11 protein-coding genes are annotated in these 16409 nt (G+C 70.4%); all 11 read left to right on the top strand.

Annotation, left to right across the window (positions count from 1 at the left end; translation table 11 throughout):
- The first annotated feature begins 226 nt into the window (after nt 1-226).
- The gene (locus ACQPZF_RS16630) at nt 227-577 is read left to right on the top strand and encodes a DUF5994 family protein (protein ID WP_433272542.1); all 351 of its coding nucleotides are present in this window, start codon (nt 227-229) and stop codon (nt 575-577) included.
- Nucleotides 578-1711, top strand: a complete 1134-nt coding sequence (locus ACQPZF_RS16625; RefSeq protein WP_433272540.1) for a glycosyltransferase — start codon at nt 578-580, stop codon at nt 1709-1711.
- Nucleotides 1708-2718 carry a hypothetical protein gene (locus ACQPZF_RS16620; protein WP_433272539.1) on the top strand — a complete coding sequence of 337 codons (1011 nt, stop codon included), beginning with the start codon at nt 1708-1710 and terminating at the stop codon, nt 2716-2718. The genes ACQPZF_RS16625 and ACQPZF_RS16620 overlap by 4 nt, the downstream gene beginning before the upstream one ends.
- The gene (locus ACQPZF_RS16615; RefSeq protein WP_433272536.1) at nt 2715-4196 is read left to right on the top strand and encodes a glycoside hydrolase family 130 protein; all 1482 of its coding nucleotides are present in this window, start codon (nt 2715-2717) and stop codon (nt 4194-4196) included. The genes ACQPZF_RS16620 and ACQPZF_RS16615 overlap by 4 nt, the downstream gene beginning before the upstream one ends.
- 484 nt (nt 4197-4680) lie before the next feature.
- Nucleotides 4681-5628, top strand: coding sequence for a DUF1702 family protein (locus ACQPZF_RS16610; protein WP_433272534.1), 948 nt, complete (start codon nt 4681-4683; stop codon nt 5626-5628).
- A 22-nt stretch (nt 5629-5650) separates the two neighbouring features.
- On the top strand, nt 5651-7540 hold the full coding sequence (locus ACQPZF_RS16605; protein ID WP_433272532.1) for an FG-GAP repeat domain-containing protein: 1890 nt from the start codon (nt 5651-5653) through the stop codon (nt 7538-7540).
- Nucleotides 7537-8517 (top strand): enediyne biosynthesis protein UnbU, encoded by a 981-nt coding sequence (locus ACQPZF_RS16600; RefSeq protein ID WP_433272530.1) that lies wholly within the window; start codon nt 7537-7539, stop codon nt 8515-8517. Before ACQPZF_RS16605 ends, ACQPZF_RS16600 begins: the two co-directional genes overlap by 4 nt.
- Complete coding sequence (locus ACQPZF_RS16595; RefSeq protein ID WP_433272528.1) at nt 8514-13925, top strand: type I polyketide synthase; 5412 nt, start codon at nt 8514-8516, stop codon at nt 13923-13925. The genes ACQPZF_RS16600 and ACQPZF_RS16595 overlap by 4 nt, the downstream gene beginning before the upstream one ends.
- 2 nt (nt 13926-13927) lie before the next feature.
- Nucleotides 13928-14338, top strand: a complete 411-nt coding sequence (locus ACQPZF_RS16590) for an acyl-CoA thioesterase (RefSeq protein WP_433272526.1) — start codon at nt 13928-13930, stop codon at nt 14336-14338.
- A gap of 193 nt (nt 14339-14531) precedes the next feature.
- Nucleotides 14532-15350, top strand: a complete 819-nt coding sequence (locus ACQPZF_RS16585) for a lipase family protein (protein ID WP_433272524.1) — start codon at nt 14532-14534, stop codon at nt 15348-15350.
- A 363-nt stretch (nt 15351-15713) separates the two neighbouring features.
- Complete coding sequence (locus ACQPZF_RS16580) at nt 15714-16292, top strand: hypothetical protein (RefSeq protein ID WP_433272523.1); 579 nt, start codon at nt 15714-15716, stop codon at nt 16290-16292.
- The last annotated feature ends 117 nt before the right edge of the window (nt 16293-16409 follow it).

Here is a 16409-nt window from a genome sequence, read left to right as displayed (position 1 = left end):
TTTCGCGGTCGTCCACGTGGGGCCGGCCCGGCGGAACGGGGCCGCGCAACGGATCCGAGGTCGTGGGCCGGACAGCGGGACAGAAACCGCCGGTGGTTTTCCGCGGATTTCACCGGCCGCAAACGGCGACCACCGGAGAATTATTCGGAGTTATTTCGGTTGATCATGACTGAATCGATGTAGAGTCAGGTTGTCGGGAACATCCCGCACATGGGCGGTCAAGTTCGTGTCGTACTCGGCGAAACGTGAAACCGGCCTCTTTCTCCAGCCGGAGACGGGAGTCCCGGCCGTGACGTCGGCGCTCCACCTCCTCATCGTCCCATCGGCCGCGTCGGTCACCGAGCAGCCCCGGCACCCGCAACGACTGCGACTGCGGCCGAAGACGCCCACCACGGGGCATGTCAACGGCGCCTGGTGGCCACGTTCCCAGGACCTCGTCGCCGAGCTGCCCGGCCGGGTGCGCCAGTTCTGCCGCCACGTCCACGACCGGTTGAGTTCCAGCCGCGGTGCCTCCACCGCACTGCCCACGGCGGCCGATGGCGTCGAACACGTTTTCCATCCCACTCGAAGGGTCTAGATGTTTCGCACCTACGGTTTCCTGAGCACGTATCCGCCCACGCAATGCGGACTGGCCACGTTCACCGCCGCCCTGCTGCACCACCTGACCGCGGTGACGCCGGGTAGCGATGGCCGGGTGGTCCGGGTTCTCGCGGAGTCGGGCCACGAATCCCCCGTCGCGGACGGAACGGCGGTGGTGCACCCGATGGCTCCCGGTGGGGTCGAGGCCGCGGCCGAGGTCCTCAACCGCTGCGACACGGTCGTGGTGCAGCACGAGTACGGGATCTACTCCGGCCGCGACGGCGACGACGTGCTCGGCGTGCTCGCCCGGCTGCGGGTACCGGTGATCATCGTGCTGCACACGGTGCTCACCGCGCCCACACCCGGCCAGCGTCAAGTACTAGAGGACGTCGTCGACCACGCCGACGCCGTGGTGACCATGTCCGAGGCCGCGCGGCACCGTCTGCTGGCGGGCTATGCGGTCCAACGGCCCGATGAGGTCGTCGTGATCCCGCATGGCGCGCTCGTCGTCGAGCCACCTGCCCGCCGTCCGTCCGCCGACCAGCCGATGATCCTCACCTGGGGCCTGCTGGGGCGTGGCAAGGGCATCGAGTGGGGCATCTCCGCACTGGGTGCGCTACGCGACCTGAAGCCGCGTTACCTGGTGGCCGGCCAGACCCATCCCAAGGTGCTGGCGCACGAGGGTGAGGCCTACCGCAGGTACTTGCGCAACCGCGCCGCCGCGTTCGGCGTCGCGGACCTGGTCGAGTTCGACCCGACCTACCGCGAGGTGGGGGCGCTGGCGGAGCTGGTCGGTCAAGCCGATGTCGTCCTGCTGCCCTACGACTCGTCCGACCAGGTCACCTCCGGCGTGCTCATCGAAGCCCTGGCCGCCGGCAAACCGGTGGTCGCGACCGAGTTCCCGCACGCCGTGGAGCTGCTGGCGGCGGGAGCCGGGCTGCTGGTGCCCCACCGCGATCCGGCTGCCATCACCGCGGCGCTGCGGCGGGTGCTGACCGAACCGGGACTCGCGGCCGGGATGAGTGACCGTTCGGCGAGTCTCGCCCCGGCACTGAGCTGGTCGGCGGTCGCGAACCGGTATCGGGACCTGGCGGAGGACATGCTCGCCGCCCGCGTCGTCGTGACCACGTGACCGGCCCGAGTTTCGCCCATTTGGTCCGGCTCAGCGACGACACGGGCCTGTGCGAGCACGCCGACGGTCCGTTGCCTCGCCGGGAGCACGGGTATTGCCTGGACGATGTCGCCCGCGGCCTGGTCGTCCTGAGCCGCGAGTCGGAGCTGTCCGCCGAGCTGGTCGTCCTGGCGGAGCGCTACCTGGCCTTCATCGCCCACGCCCAGTTCGAGGACGGGCGTTTGCGCAACCGGCTGGGTTACGACCGCGGATGGCAGGACGAGCCGGGCCTGGGTGACTGGTGGGGACGCGCGCTGTGGGGGCTGGGCACCGCAGCCGCCCGGTGCCCGGTGCCCTGGATCCGCACGGCCGCATTGGCCCGCTTCGAGGCAAGTGCCCACCACCGGCCGCCTTCGGTGCGCTCGATGGCCTTCGCCGCTCTCGGCGCCGCTGAGGTGCTCGGCGCCCACCCCGGCCACTCCCTCGCGGCCAAGCTGCTCGCTGACATCTCCTCGTACGTCGGCGAACCCGGCGACGTGCCGGACTGGCCGTGGCCGGAGCGACGACTCTTCTACGCCAACGCCGTGCTGCCCGAGGCGCTGATCGCCGCGGGCCATCTCCTCGCGGACCGCAAGGTCCGCGAGGACGGGCTGCGGCTGCTGGACTGGCTGCTCACCGTCGAGTCCGGCGGGGGCCACCTCTCGCCGACCCCGGCAGGTGGCTGGTGCCTCGGCGAACCTCGCCCGGCGTTCGACCAGCAACCCATCGAGGTCGCGGCGCTGGCCGACGCCTGCGCCCGCGCCCACCAGGTCACCGGTGAGCTGAGGTGGCTCACCGGTGTCCGCCGCGCGGTCGCGTGGTTCGCCGGCGACAACGATCTCGGCGTGCCGATGCGCGACGAGGAGACCGGGGGCGGCTACGACGGACTCACGCGCGGCGGCGCCAACCTCAACCAGGGAGCCGAGTCGACCCTGGCGCTGATCTCCACGCTGCAACACCACCGCACTCTGCTGGGGAGCACCGGATGAACGCCGACGTCACCCGCACCTCGCTGCGGCTGCGGCCGGACCCGCGCCGCGTCATCACCAAGCTGTTCGTGCCGGGAGAGGAGCGGCCCGAGCACGAGTCGCGGTCCGCGGCCGTGATCCGGCGGGTGATGGCACTGGACGAGGAAACCGTGTGCGCCACGCTCGACCGCACGGTCCGCCTGTTCGCGGAACGGCACCGGGACATCCGGCTGACCTTCGCCGACCACTTCGCGAGCGTCAGCCACCGCCTCCCCGCGGGCGTCGAGCTGTCCGAGTCCCGCCGACTGCTCATCGGCGCGTACTTCACCCACGAGTACGCCGTCGAGGGCGCCGCGCTGTGCAACCCGTCCATGGTCGCGCACCCTGATCAGAGCGGGTTGGCACCAGGGCACCTGAGGTTCGTGCTGAGCGTCCGCGGCATCGGCGAGGGCCACCTGTCGTCGATCGGCTTCCGAACCGGCGTGGCAGGGCCAGGAGGCGCGCTCACCGTCGAGCCGCCCCCGGACATCACCACCACGGGACTGCGCGGGGACGCGGTGCACGAGAAGAGCCTCTTCCAGAGCAAGCTCGCCGAGCTTGGCCACGACGACGAGGTCTCCGCCGTGCTGAACCGGTGGCTGCCCGCGCGGTTCACCGGCGCCGAACTGGACCAGGTGCTGGCCGACCTGCACCCGGGACTGGTCGCTCGCCAGGAGGCGCACCGGACCGTCGAGCTGATCCGGTGGATCGCCGCGTGCAACTACACCTCGGAGTTCCCGGGCGACACCGCCGTCAGCGGCCGGGTGCTCTGGCCGACCGGCCCGTCCGAGCGCCAGGGGATGGAAGACGCCAGGTTCGTGTGCTTCACCGACGATGACGGCGATCGGACCTACTACGCCACCTACACGGCGTTCGACGGTGCCGATGTCGCACCGCAACTGTTGCAGACAAATGACTTCCGCACCTTCCACGTCACGCAGACGACCGGTTCGGCCGCACGCAACAAGGGCATGGCGCTCTTCCCCAGGAAGATCGGGGGCCGGTTCGCGGCGCTGTCGCGCGGCGACGGGGAGAGCACGGCCGTGGTGACCTCCGACGACATCAGGACCTGGAACGAGCCGCGGCCCGTGGAAACGCCCGGCAAGGACTGGGACCTCGTCCAGGTCGGCAACTGCGGCTCGCCGATCGAGACCCCCGAGGGCTGGCTCGTGCTGACCCACGGGGTCGGCCCGATGCGGGTCTACTCGATGGGCGCGATCCTGCTCGACCTGGACCACCCTGAACGGGTGCTGGCTACCCTGCCCGAACCGCTGCTGCTTCCTGATTCCGGCGAACGCGACGGTTATGTGCCCAACGTCGTCTATTCCTGTGGTGCGCTGCGGCACGGCGACACGCTGGTGATCCCCTATGGCGCGAGCGACTCGACCATCGGGCTCGCGACCACGTCCCTGCGTGGTCTGGTGGACACCTTGACCGGGTGCCGAGCCGAATCGGACTGACGGCCTCCCGGTGGGCCGGCCCACCGGGAGGTTGCGGCGCAACGGCGCTGAGCAGTCCACTGTCGAGACGAGCACGTCCAAGCAGGCCGTTCGGAGTGAGAACGTCCGCTCCGCGTGGTCCACCTCCGGCTGTGAAGGTCGGTTCTGACCGCGGATGTCGGTCACTTCCGACGGCAGTTGCCGATCAAGCCTTGATCGATACCGGTGCGGGTCGACCACACTTGTGGATCACTGGGCCGCCTGGAGGACCCGGGTTGGCGTCCGTCGGGATCGCGCCCTGGGCCGGTGACCCTGCTCCCCACCGATCACCGGCCGGGTGACGTCACGGACGGTAGCCACCCCACTGGGGTGTGAAGTTCCGAGACGCAACTTGCCGCCTCGCAGGGCACTTGGTACTCCTGAAACGGCTCCGCGAAGGCACACGTTGTCGTCCTCCATCGGTCCACTTGAGCGTCGTCAGGGAAAGTCCTCTTAGGAGGGTTCGGTGGCCGGAACACATCTCGTCGAGCGGACGGCTCGGCGGTGGACGGTCCGGCTTCCGGCCGGCATGGCCGATTTCGCCCGCCGCGGGTTCCGGCTGGACCGACCACCCGCGCGGGCGGTTCTGGAGGAGCACGCGCGGTCCTTCCTGACCGGTTTCAACCACGCGGCCGGAACGTGGTCCGCGCCGCACGTCCCGCTCTCCGGCGTCCCGGCGGAGGAACGGGGTTTCGCGTACGAGGGGGCCGGGATGTACGCGGGGCTGCTCGATCTCGCCACGATGGGGCGTGCGCACGCGCTGGACCGGTTGCTGGCCGGTCCGGGGAACGCCTACGCCCATCTCGTGCACGTCGGTGCGGGCTGGTTGTTCACCGCCGCGAGGATCCCGGCGTTGCCGCGGCTGCCGGCCACCCCGCTGTTGCGCTGGCTCGCGGTGGACGGGTCAGGCTTCGGCGAGGTGTACTTCGGTGGCGTGGAAGCGCTTCTCCGACGAGCGCGGCGCGGGCCGGGACCGCACTGGGAGGCGCGGCTGGCGGGCTGTGGCCGGGCGCTCTGGTTCACGCAGGCGGCCGACGCCGCCGGGGTCGGCGACGTGATCGCACGGGCCGCGCGGCCGGCCCGCCCACACCTGTGGGCCGGGGTCGGACTGGCGGCGGCCTACGCCGGCGCCACCGACGACGACGGGCGCGACAGCCTGCTCGCCAAGGCAGGGTCGCACCGGGACCACCTCCGCCAGGGCGTCACGTTCGCCGCCGCCGCCCGCGTCCGGGCCGGGATCGTGCCCGGCTACACGGAACGCGCGTGCGAACAACTGCTCGGAGTCGGCTCCGGGCAGGCCGCGGCGTGGACCGACGACACGTCCGCGGACCTGTGCCGGTCCCGCGATGTGACCGCATACCTGCGTTGGAAGGCACGGCTGCGCGAGCTCGTCGCCGACCGCTGCCGAGACTGACCACCAGATCAGGGAGTTCGTCGTGCCCAAGACCATGCGCAAGGCCGTCACGACCACCATCGTCCTGCTGGTCGTGCTGGTCACCGGGTTGTTCGTGGTGCGGCCGGGGTTGAGCGCCGACGAGACCCGTCGCCTGGCCGCGCGGTACGGGTTCACCGCACTGCCGTTGAACTCCCGACCTCCCGGTGCCCGTGCGGAACGGGTGGTCGCACCGGCCCTGCACCACATCCGGGGCTGGATCTCCGCGGTCGGCGCCGGGGTCGCCCTGACCGACCTGCGCGGCCTGGGCCGACCCGCCGATGCCTGTCTGGTCGACCCCCGCGACGACTCGGTCACGCTGCGCTCCGTTCCCGGCTCCGGCGCGGCGGACTACCCGCCGGCCAAGCTGGTGCCGGTGGGACTGGCCTACGACCACACCATGGCCCCGATGGGCTGTGTGCCCGCCGATCTCGACGAGGACGGCGATGTCGACCTCGTAGTGCACTACTGGGGCCGGTCACCGGTGCTGTTCCTGAACACCGGCGGCGCCGACGTGCCGGACGGATCCCGGTTCCGGGCCGTGGAACTGCTGGAACCGATGACGGTGTGGAACTCCGACACCCTGAACATCGGGGACATCGACGGTGACGGCCACCTGGACCTGCTGGTGGGCAACTTCTTCCCGGACGGCGCCCGCATACTCGACCCCACCGCGACCGACGCCCGGATCCGGATGCAGGACTCGCTGGCGCTCGGGCGCAACGGCGGCGACAACCGGCTGCTCCTGACCCGGCCGTCCGGCATCCCGGACACCAGACCGAAGGTCGTCGACGCGAGCACCGCGCTCAGCGACACCGCCGCGACCGCATGGACGTTGGCCACGGGCCTGCAGGACCTGACCGGGGACGGGCTGCCGGAGATCTACCAGGCCAACGACTTCGGGCCGGACCAGTTGATGGTCAACCGGTCGACGCCCGGCTCGGTCCGGCTGACCGAGGTCGTCGGCACCCGTGACGTGGTCACACCGAAGTCCCAGGTGCTCGGCCACGACTCGTTCAAGGGGATGGGGGTGACGTTCACCTATCCGGGCGGCGCCGTGCTGCCGACCATCGTGGTCAGCAACATCACCACACCGTACGGCCTGCACGAGAGCAACCTGGCGTTCGTGCCCGAGGGAACCGGCGCCGACCTGCTCGCCGGGCGGGTGCCGTTCCGGGAACGGTCCGAGCGGCTCGGCCTGGCCCGCGCGGGCTGGGGATGGGACATCCGGGCCGGCGACTTCGACAACGACGGCACCGACGAGCTGATGCAGGCCAACGGTTTCCTCAAGGGGACGGTGAACCGGTGGCCGACCCTGCAGGAACTGGCCATGGGCAACGACGAACTGGTGCGGTACCCGACGGCCTGGCCCGTGCTCGGGCCGGGCGACGACCTGTCCGGGCACGAGCCGAACCGGTTCTGGGCACTCGGCCCGGACGGTCGCTACACCGATGTCGCGGCCCGGGCGGGCACCTCGTTCCCGGACAACTCCAGGGGGATCGCGTTCGGCGACATCGACGGTGACGGCAGGCTCGACGCCCTGGTGGCCAACCAGTGGGAGGACTCCCAAGTACTGCGCAACACCGGGAACGCGGATTCCGCGGCCGACCTCACCCTGGTCCGGCCCGGCCTCGCCGAAGCGCCCACCGCGGCCATCGGCGCGCAGGTCGAGCTGATCCACCCGACCAGTCCGCAACGGACGCAGCTCTACCCGGCGAACGGGCATACCGGCGTGTCCGCCGCGCAGGTCCATCTCGCCCTGCCCGGCGGGACGCCGAGCCCGGCGAAGGTCACCTGGCGGGACGCCGCAGGGCTGCACACCACCACTGTCCAGGTCCACCCCGGCCATCGAACAATCCTGCTCCGGCCGGATGGAACGGCGGTAGTCCGATGACTTCGACGGTCGCCTCCAAGATCACCGATGCGACATCCGTAGCGGCGCCGCACACACCCGGCGACGCCCCGACGCGGAGACCCGGTCTGCCGCCCGAGGTGCGCCGGACCAAGGCCCTTGCCCGGTTCGCGACCACGATCACCATCTTCACCGTCGTCGGGCACCTCCTGCTCGGGTTCGAGCAGTCCCCGATCACGCCGGTCGTGGCCGTGCTGACCGGCTACGCCACCGTCATCCTGTTCGAGACGCTGGACGCCTGGGCCCATGACCGCAGGCCGGGCTATGCGGGCGGCCGGCGGTCCATGGTCGTGTTCCTGCTGCCCGCGCACATCACCGCCCTGGCGTGCGCGATGCTGTTGTGGGGCAACTCCTCCGTGTGGCCGTACGTCTTCGCCGTCGCCGTCGCCAACGGGTCGAAGTACCTGTTCCGCGTCCGGGTGCGCGGCAAGGCCAGGCATGTGTTCAACCCGTCCAACTTCGGGATCGCCGTCGTCCTGGTCCTGTTCCCGTGGGTCGGCATCGCGCCGCCGTACCAGTTCACCAGCAACACCGTCGGTGCGCTCGACTGGCTGCTGCCGCTGGGCATCCTGATGTTCGGCACGATGCTCAACGTCGGCCTGACCGGCAAGTGGCCGTTGATCCTCGCCTGGGTCGCCGGGTTCGCCGCGCAGGCGGTGGTGCGCTGGGCGGTGCTGGATCACGCCCTGCTCGGCGCGCTGCTGCCGATGACCGGTCTGGCGTTCGTCCTGTTCACCAACTACATGATCACCGATCCGGCCACCTCACCGCTCCGGGTCGGCAACCAGGTGGTGTTCGGGCTGACCACGGCGGCCGTCTACGGCGTGCTGGTGGTCTCGGAAGTGTCCTTCGGCCTGTTCTTCGCGCTGGTGATCACGTGCTTGCTGCGTGGCGTGGTGCAGTACGCCGCGCCGCGTCTTCCGCGGTCGTGGATGTCGGCGACGCGGGACGCGGGGTGACCGGCACCGGTATCGCGGTGGTCGGGCTGAGCTGCCGCTACCCCGATGCCGTAGGCCCGGACGAGTTGTGGCAGACGGTGCTCGGTCGCCGCCGGGCGTTCCGCCGGCTACCGGACCAGCGCCTGTCCGCCGCGTACCGGGGCGGCCCCGAGGACCCGGACCTGACCTACGCCAGTCACGCCGGCCTGTTGCGCGACTGGCGGTTCGACCGCGACCGGTTCGGCATCCCCGGACCGTTGCACCGGGCCGTGGACCACACGCACTGGCTGGCTTTGGAGGTCGCGGCGGACGCGCTGGCCGACGCGGGTCACCCCGATGCCCGAGGGCTCGACCGCGAGCGCGCCGGGATCGTCCTGGGCAACACCCTCGCCGGTGAGTTCAGCCGGGCCGCCCAGCTTCGGTTGCGGTGGCCGTTCGTCCACCGCGCGGCCACGGCGGCGCTCGACCGGGCAGAGGTTCCCGACGACCAGGCGGCACAAGTCCTGCTGACCCTGGAGGACTTGATCAAACGGCCGTTCCCGGTCCCGGGCGTGGAAACACTCGCCGGCGCGCTGGCGAACACCATCGCGGGTCGCGTCTGCAACCACTTCGATCTGCACGGCGGCGGGTACACGGTGGACGGCGCGTGTTCCTCCAGCCTGCTCGCGGTGATCTCGGCGTGCCGGTCGCTGGCCGCGGGCGAACTGGACTTCGCGCTGGCCGGCGGGGTCGATCTCAGTCTCGACCCGTTCGAGCTGGTCGGTTTCGCCCGGCTGGCCGCCCTGGCCACCGACGAGATGCGGATCTATGACGCCGATCCGACCGGATTCCTGCCCGGCGAAGGAGCCGGGGTGGTGGCGCTGATGCGGGCCGGGGACGCCGCAGCGGCCGGGCTGCGAAGCTACGCCACCATCGCCGGTTGGGGCGTGTCCTCGGACGGAGCCGGCGGTCTGACCCGGCCCGAGGAGGGCGGCCAGGTCCGGGCCCTGCGCCGAGCCTACGAGATGGCGGGTGTGGAGCCGTCCTCGGTGGCCTTGGTCGAGGGGCATGGCACCGGCACGGCGGTCGGTGACCACGTGGAGCTGCTGGCGCTGGGCCGGATCCGCCGTGCCGGTTCACCGCGGGGCGCGCTCGGCTCGATCAAGGCGAACATCGGGCACACCAAGGCGGCGGCCGGTGTCGCCGGACTGATCAAAGCGGCGCTCGCGGTGCACCACCGCGTCCTGCCCCCGACGACGGGCTGCCGCAACCCGCACGATCTGTTGCGTCGCGGCGATTTTCCCTTGCGGGTCCTGGCCGGATCCGAACCCTGGCCGACCGCCACGCCCCGTGCGGCCGTGTCCGCCATGGGGTTCGGCGGGATCAACACACACATCGTGCTGGACGGGCCGCCCGTCCCACCCACGACGGTGCTCGCACCGGTCGTGCGCGCGTGGGGCCGACCGCTGCCCGCGCACGAGATCGTGCTGCTGACGGCTGATCACACCGCCGCACTGGCCGCGCGACTGGAGACCATCGCAGTCCGGGCGGACGCGTTGAGCACCGCGGAGCTGCACGACCTGGCGGCCACGTTGCACGCCGGACGACAGGGCAGCGCCGCCGTACGTTGTGCGCTGGTCGCCGACACCCCGGAGACCCTCGCGCGACTGGCGGCCGAAGCCAGGAGCCGCTTGGACGACTGGGACGGCAGCCTCCAGGTGCGTGATCGCCACGTGCTGGCGAGCGGCGCGCCGGCCCGGGTGGGGCTGTTGTTCCCCGGCCAGGCGGCGCCGGTCCGGACCCGGCTGGACGCCTGGGCCGACGGCCTGGCCGTGCCCTCTCTTCCCGGCTCGGGCCACCAGGACGGCGACACCGACACCGCCGTCGCGCAGCCGGCGATCGTCCGGCAGTCCCTCGCGGCGCTCGCCTGGTTGGAGGAGATCGGCTGTCACGCGGTCGGGGCGGTGGGCCACAGCCTCGGCGAGATCAGCGCGCTCGTCTGGGCAGGCGCCCTGACCCCGGCCGATGGTCTGACGCTCGCGGCGAAGCGCGGCTTGCTCATGGCCACGCACGCCACCAAGGGCACCACCATGGCCGGTTTCGGCGCATCCGCCGACGAGACCCGGGAACTCATGGCCGACCTGGACGTCACGGTCTCGGCGTTGAACGCTCCGGATCAGACCACGGTCTCCGGTCCGGCCGACGTGATCCACGCGGCCGTCGACCGTGCCCGGCTCCTCGGCATCGCCGCGACCGAGCTGCGCGTATCGCACGGCTTCCACAGCGACGCCATGCGCCCGGTCCGGCAGCCACTGCGGAACGTGTTGGCGGCGACGACTTTCGCGGCACCGGACCGGCCGGTGTTCTCCACTGTCACCGGGCGGGAACTGGGGCCCCACCCGGATCTGGCCGGGTTGCTGGTCGACCAGTTGACCACGCCGGTCCGGTTCACCGAAGCCCTCGCGGGCTTGGCCGAATCGTGCGATCTGTTGGTGGAAGCGGGTTCCGGCACCACGTTGTCCGCGCTCGCCCGCCGCACGGTGGGCATTCCGGCCGTGTCGATGGACTGCGGCGCGCCGCAAGCCCGCGCGCTGGCGACCGCCGTGCTGGTGGCGGCCGGGGCCGGCGAGCTGGAACCCTGGTTCGCCGGACGGGCGTACCGGACCTTTGACATCGACACGCCGGTCACCCTCCTGACCGGCCCGTGCGAGTCGATCGCCGCGGCACCCGCGAAGCCCGTCCCGGTCGCCGAACCGGTCGCCGAACCGGTCGCGGATCCCACCGGTTCCGACTCGTTCGTGGTGGTCCGCGACTACCTGAGCGCGACGTTGGAACTGCCGGAGGACGCCATCGCCCCGAACCACCACCTGCTCGGTGATCTGCACCTGAACTCACTTCAACTCCTCCAGATCGTCGTGTCGACCGCCGCGACGCTGGGGGTCCAGCCGCCCCGCCTGCCGGACTCGTTGGCCGGTGGGACCGTGCGGGATCTGGCCGAACTCCTAATCGGGCAGCCCGAAGCCGGTCGCGAAGGCGTGGCGAAACCGTCGGGCGTGCGCCCCTGGGTCCGGTCGTTCGAACATCGCTGGGTACCGCACTCCCCCACATCCCACGCCCCGACGGCCCGCTGGGCCGTACACGCACCGGACGGGCATTGGCTGTCCACCGCCACGAGCCGGGAACACCCCGACGGACTGGCCATCTTGTTGGACGACCGCGACGATGTCGCCGCCGTGGCGACGATTCTCCGGCGGCTCGGTGTCGAGCGGCCTCGGTACCTCCTGGTGCTGCACCAGGGTCATCCCGCCGCCACGGCGATCGCGCGCAGCGCAGTCGTGGAACTGGATTCGTGTGCGGCCACCGTGATCCAGTTGCCCGACGGCCGCCGCCGAAGCGTGTTCGATCTCGCTGAAGCCGTCGGCTACCAAGAACTTCGACTGCGCCCGGACGACACGGTCGAACGTGCCGTGATCCAAGTCCGGCAGCCCGGTAACGAGTCGCCCCTGCCCATCGGTCCCGGCGACGTCTGCCTCGTCACCGGTGGCCTGAACGGCATCACGGCCCGGTGCGCCGTGGAACTGGCCGAGCGCACCGGCTGCCATCTCGTGGTCGTCGGACGGTCGGCGCAGGCCCCGCCCCCGGGGATGCGCTACCTCCAGTGCGATGTCACCGATCCCCGCTCCGTGCGGGCCGCCTGCGCGGCGGCCCGCGAGCACGGCCCGATCCGCGGCGTGCTGCACGGCGCCGGAGTGAACGAGCCCCGCCCGCTCGCGGATGTCACCGCCGGATCGCTGCGCGAGATGATCGCGCCGAAGGTGTCCGGGCTGATCACCGTTCTGTCCGAGGCCGACGACGGGCTCCGGGTCGTCGTCGGCTTCGGCTCGATCATCGGGCGGCGCGGCCTCGCCGGCCAGGCCGGGTACTGCGTCGCCAACGAATGGCTCAGGCACGAACTCGCGGACTGGGCGCGACGGCACCCCGACTGCCGCACCAGGCTGCTCGAATGGTCGGCGTGGGACGAGGTCGGGATGGCGGCCCGGATGGGCGTGCTCAACGGCCTCCGGGCGGAGGGCATCGTGCCGATCGAACCGGCGCTCGGGGCGCGGGCGATGATCGCCGCGCTGGCCGACCAGGACGCCCCGGACACGCTGCTGGTCGCGTCGCGGTTCCCGGACAGTCCGGCGCTCACCGTGCACGGACCGGCCAACCGCCCACTCCGGTTCACCGAGGAGGTTCCGGTGCGCGTGCCGGGCGTGGAGGCGATGGCGGAATCGACGTTGTCCCTCGGCACCGACCCGTATCTGGACGAGCACCTGGTCGACGGTGTGCCGGTGCTGCCCGCGGTCGCCGGGTTGGAGGCGATGGCCCAAGTGGCACAGGCCGCGGCGCCGGGTGACCGTGACGACCGGTGGTGCTTCTCGGACGTACGTCTGCACGCGCCGGTGATCGTCGACGAGCACCAGCCACGCGTTGTGCGTGTCGCGGCACTCGCGGATGGCCCGGTCGTCGATCTGGTGGTCCGGGACAACGCCGACGACTTCACCATGAACAGGTTCACCGCCACCGTCCGACCCGTTCCCGATCCGCCCGACGCCCGTCCGGCGATATCGCCGCCGGCTGCTTCACCCGTGCACCCGTTCTACGGTCCCCTGTTCTTCCACACCGGACGGTTTCGCCGGTTGATCAAGTACGAGTACCTGTCCGCGTTCCGCATCCGGGCGTGGATCAACGCCGATGCCGTGGATAGCTGGTTCTCCGAGTTCCACAGCGCGGGTACGCTGCTCGGCGACCTGGGCGCGCATGACGCCGCACTGCACATCCTGCAAGCGTGCGTCCCACATCGGCGGGTCCTACCCGTGCGAGTCGGCGAATTGGCCGTGTGGCAGCGTCCGTCCGGCCCGCTCCTGGTCCAAGCCCAGGAGCGAGTGCACTCGGCCGATGACTACACGTTCGACCTGCACGTGACCGACACCGCCGGGCAGCCGGTGGCGCGATGGCAAGGGCTGGGGCTGCGTGCCGTCGGACCGATCGACTGGCGAGAACCGTTGCCGATGCCCCTGCTCGGTCCCCTGGTCAGCCGACAGTTGATCGAACTCGGAACCGGTGACGAGGTCGAAGTGTCCACCCTGGACGAACTGCCGGCCGGAAGCGCGCACTGGACCGATTCGACCGGGCCCGCTCAACTGGGCACGGCCGATACGCTGCTCGCCGCGGCCGTCGCGGACAAGGCGGACGAGCCGTTCGCGATCAGCTCCCGTCGGATCTGGTGCGCCCGCAGGACACTCGCGGACTCAGGCGTGCCGGCGGGCGTGCCGATGACGATCGACGAAGTCGTCGGTGACGTACTGGTCGTCCTGCGCGGCAACGGGTTCCGGGTCACCACCTGCAGGCCCTCCGCCTGCCGGGTCACACCGCTCGTCGCCTCCGTTGCCACACGGGACACGAGGTGACGATGCGTGCCTACCGCAGCAGCCATCGGGTCATGTTCGACGAAACGAACCTCGTCGGCAACGTGTACTTCGCGCACTACGTGCACTGGCAGGGACACTGCCGGGAACACTTCCTCGCCGATCACGCGCCGGGGGTGCTCAAGGCGCTTCAATCCGGAGACCTGGCGCTGGTCACCGTCCACTGCGACATGGACTACTACGCCGAGTGCTTCGCACTCGACGAGATCGACATAGCGATGACACTGCGCGGCACACACGGCAACCGACTGGTGATGGACTTCGACTTCCGGCGCACCGGCCGGCGGATCGCCAAAGGCAGCCAGACGGTCGCATGCCTCCTCCGCACACCAAACGGCTTCGAACCGACGCCGATCCCTGTCGAACTGTCCCGTGCCCTGACCACCTTCGAGTGACAAGAACTCGACCGGGACCAGCGGTCACCGAACCGTCGATCCGCGGCTTTCGAGCAGCACAGGGTGATGAGGCTGCCCGGCGGGGTGAACCGCGGCGCGGCCGGTGGCGCGGCGGGTCGCGGCGGAGGTAGGCACAGGTGGTGTGGCAGGGAACGTGGCCACCGTTGACGTGTTGTCTACGTGAGGATGGACGATGTCTGCACCGACGCTGAACCATCTAGCCTCCGGGTACGACGCCCGCCAGGCGTACTGCATGGCGAAGGCCGCCGAACTGGCCTACGGGGGCCGGGACGAGGTCGAGGCCACCGCCGGTGAGTGGGGATTCGACCGCGTACGTCACCACCACTCGACGTTCAAGCCGCCGTTCGCGCTCAGCCACACCCAGGCGTACACGATGGCGAGCCCGACGATGATCGTGACCGCGTTCCGCGGCACTGAGCCACTGCAACTGCGGGATTGGTTTTCCGACGCGACCATTCCGCCGTGGCCCGGACCGGCGAAAACCGGTCTGGTCCACTATGGATTCGCCGAGGCGTTGCGGGCGGTGATCCCGTCCGTCCGCGCGGCCGTCGAGGAGCTGCGCGACGCCGAGCAGACGGTGTGGTTCACCGGGCACAGCCTCGGCGGCGCACTGGCGATGCTGGCCGCGGCGTGGCTGCACTTCGAGAAGCCACTGCTGTCGGCGCACGGCGTCTACACCTTCGGGCAGCCCCGCACGTGCAACAACGTCTTGGTCAAAGCCTACGACCAGGCACTGGCCGGACGCACGTTCCGGGTGGTCAACAACAACGACATCGTCGCGCAGATCCCGCCCGGACCGGTGTTCCGCCACGTCGCGGCACTGCGCTACATCGACTCCTCCGGCAGAGTCCGCGACTCTATGCCCCGGGTGTCCAAACTGCTGGACCGTGCCAAGGGACTGACCGCCGACCTGTTCGCCCCGGCGGCCGACGGGATGCGCGACCACCTCATGAAGGCGTACGTGGCCGCCCTGGAGAAGAACCTCACCTGAGGACTCGGCACGGGCCTTGGATCTGATCCACGCCGCGGATCGGGATCGACGGAGGTGTCGTGTCGCTTGATGCGGCGCCGACAGTACCGCGCAACGCCAACCGGATTCGAGTGACACGACCTCAACGTTGAGGCATGCCCGCAGCTCGCCAATGCGCAGGTGTGCCAATGCGACCGCGCGAACCACGGGGACCACCGCCCGGACGGGTGCGGGAACGTCCAGTCGAACGACGCTTGCCGCCGCCACGGCCACTGCCCGTCACGTCGGCTGACACGATCTAGTCGACCTCGTCGCGGACCCGGCCGGCACCGCCGATCTGACTTAAATTCGGTTCGTCGCGGTGACGAGATCATGGAGGACCTGATGTTGAACCTGTTGCCCAAGATCGGTGTCGAGATCCCGTGCAGTTGCCTGGCCCTCAACACCCCGATGACCATCGGCACCAGCCTGTTCACCCTCGACTTCAAGGGCGGCATCAAGATCCGGGTCGAGGTCAACCCCCAATCACCGCTCAACTCGGTACGACTGCGGGTGGTCGGCCACAAGATCAGTGCCGAACTGCCTGCGGACGACAGCGCCGGCTCACCTGCCACCACGGTCACGATCGAGCAGAACGACATCGACATCGACACGAAGAGCGTGCTGCGACTGATCTCGAAGTTTCCGCCGAAGTTCGAGCAACTCATGGTGCTGAGCTTCACCATGACCATCGACAACCCCGGAGCGGTGCTGCGGAACGCGGGGATTCAGACGACCGTGCCATCCGAGCCGCTGGTGCTGTCCACGAAGAATCCGGTGCAGTTGACCAGCAAGCTCACGAAGTTCCCCCCGAAGGGTGACATCTACAAGCTGACGAACCCGATGGAGCTGGTGCTGCCGGACAACCCGGACACCACGATCGTGAAGATCGACAAGTTCCCGGTGAAGGTCGGCGGTCTCTGACCCGTCCGGCGGCTCGGGCCTGCCCAGCAGAACAGCATGTTCCTGGTCCCCTCGCAGGCAAAGCCTCGGTGTTCCGAATCGAGCACGCCCCAAGCCGGGCCGGCACGCAGCCGGAAC

The sequence above is a fragment of the Actinosynnema sp. CS-041913 genome (genome assembly GCF_050942485.1).
GTDB lineage: Bacteria > Actinomycetota > Actinomycetes > Mycobacteriales > Pseudonocardiaceae > Actinosynnema.
The sequence above is the reverse complement of the archived record's forward strand: the minus strand, read 5'-3'. Positions and strand labels throughout refer to the sequence as shown.